Origin of the sequence: Thiorhodococcus minor, assembly GCF_010820565.1 — a bacterium.
GTDB lineage: Bacteria > Pseudomonadota > Gammaproteobacteria > Chromatiales > Chromatiaceae > Thiorhodococcus > Thiorhodococcus minor.
In genome coordinates, this window is sequence record NZ_JAAIJQ010000236.1 from 1 (window position 1) to 1,659 (window position 1,659).

Genomic DNA, 1,659 nt, shown 5'->3' on the forward strand with positions numbered 1-1,659 from the left:
CCCGTCCAGGCCGACCGGGCCGAGCAGGCCCTGGAGCTTTTGGCCTTGGACCCGGTCTCTGAAACGCTGGCCGACACCTGCTCGTATGGCTTTCGCCAAGCACGCTCCGCGCAAGATGCGATGGCGGCTTGCTTTCAGGTCCTGGCTCAGCGAACGCGCGCCGAATGGATCTTGGAGGGGGATATCCGGGGCTGTTTGGATCGCTGTTCATACTACCCCCCAGCTGATGCTGGCTCGTCGAAAAGATCGAGTGTTGGATTTTGAACCTTAATTCTCAGGCCTTTACGGTTGCCCTGTGAGACATGGATGGCCTCGAGCTCACCGCGCTTGACACGCTGCAACACCGTCTGGCGCGACACCCCAAGCCGGCGCATGGCCTCGACGATGGGCACGTAGCCCTCCGGAGCCTCGCCGGCGAAGTGCGCGCGGAGTGCCTCGGTGATGACGATGCGCCACGGCGCACCCGGTGTGACTTGCTCGCCCGCGATGAGTCCGTCATTGAGCTGGCGATGTAACGTCGATGGGGCCACACCGAGGATGGTGGCGGCCTCGCGGATCGTCACCGGCTCGCCGACGGGAGGCTCGGCCGGTGGCGTGAAGCAGGGAATCCCCCAATGGGTGCGCAGACTGCTGACGCGGTTGGCGCTAAAGGGCAGGCCGGTGGCCGTGGTGCGCTGCTGGCGGTTGAGCACGCCGGCAATGACGGTATCCGGATAATGGACGGCCAAGCGGCGAATGAGCGCCACCGTGTCCTCATCGGTGCGCACCGTGGCCGCGCGTTGCGGCAAGGCCACAGCGATATCGCTGATCAAGCCACCCGTCCAGCGCAAGGTCAGGTGCACCTGGTGCGCCTCGCTGTCGTGCGTGACCATGACCTCCTCGAGCAAGGCGCGCAGCAATTCCTTGCGGTCGCGATCGCTGGTCGAGGGGGCCGACCAGACCGCCTGCAGATCGTCGGCGAGGCTGAGGATGGCCTCGCGCTCGGCGGCAGAGAGCGCCGGTTGCGGGTGCTGCTGGCGTCGTTGCACCTCCTGCTCAGCGCGCTGCACGCGCTGCAAGGCGGCCTCCCAGGCGGTCTCCAAGCCACGGGCGACCAGACGGTTGTCGGGATCGACGTTCTGATAGCGCCGCTGGGCCAAGTGCGCTTGATAGCGCGCCTGCTCGAGCTGCTGTTGCCACTGCGCCAACGCCGCCTGCTCAGCGCTGTCGAGACCCTCGGCGGCCTCCAGGGCCGCCTGCAAGGCGGCTGGCTGAACGGCGGCGAGGACCGCAGCGCTCACCGCCTGCTGGATGCGCGACCCGCCGACGCGTACGCACGCCTGGCCGCGTCCGTTGGCGAGGGTGTCGCCCGGGCAGTAATAGGACGCGACGCCCGAGCGACCGCTGTAGGCGACCCGCAGTTTGCGCCCACAATGCCCGCACAGCGCGATGCCCTGCAGCAGCGCCGAGCCCTCACGCAAGGCGCCCACGCTCTCATTGGGTGTGGGATGCGTATTCGCACTCAGGCGCATCCGATTGGCCTCGAAGGTGGTCCAATCGATGAAGCCCGGGTGGTGATCCTGGATGAGCACGCCCCATTGATCGGGTGGTAAGCGCTTGAGGCGCGTACGCACCTCCCCGTCCTCATCGATGTAGCGCTCCTGGCGCGTCTTGCCGTAG

1 protein-coding gene is annotated in these 1,659 nt (G+C 67.1%); it reads right to left on the reverse strand.

All coding sequences use genetic code 11. The features are described 5' to 3' along the window. Nucleotides 1-212: 212 nt before the first annotated feature. A partial coding sequence (locus tag G3446_RS26600) for a recombinase zinc beta ribbon domain-containing protein (protein WP_209262656.1) occupies nucleotides 213-1,659 on the reverse strand: 1,447 nt, incomplete at its 5' end.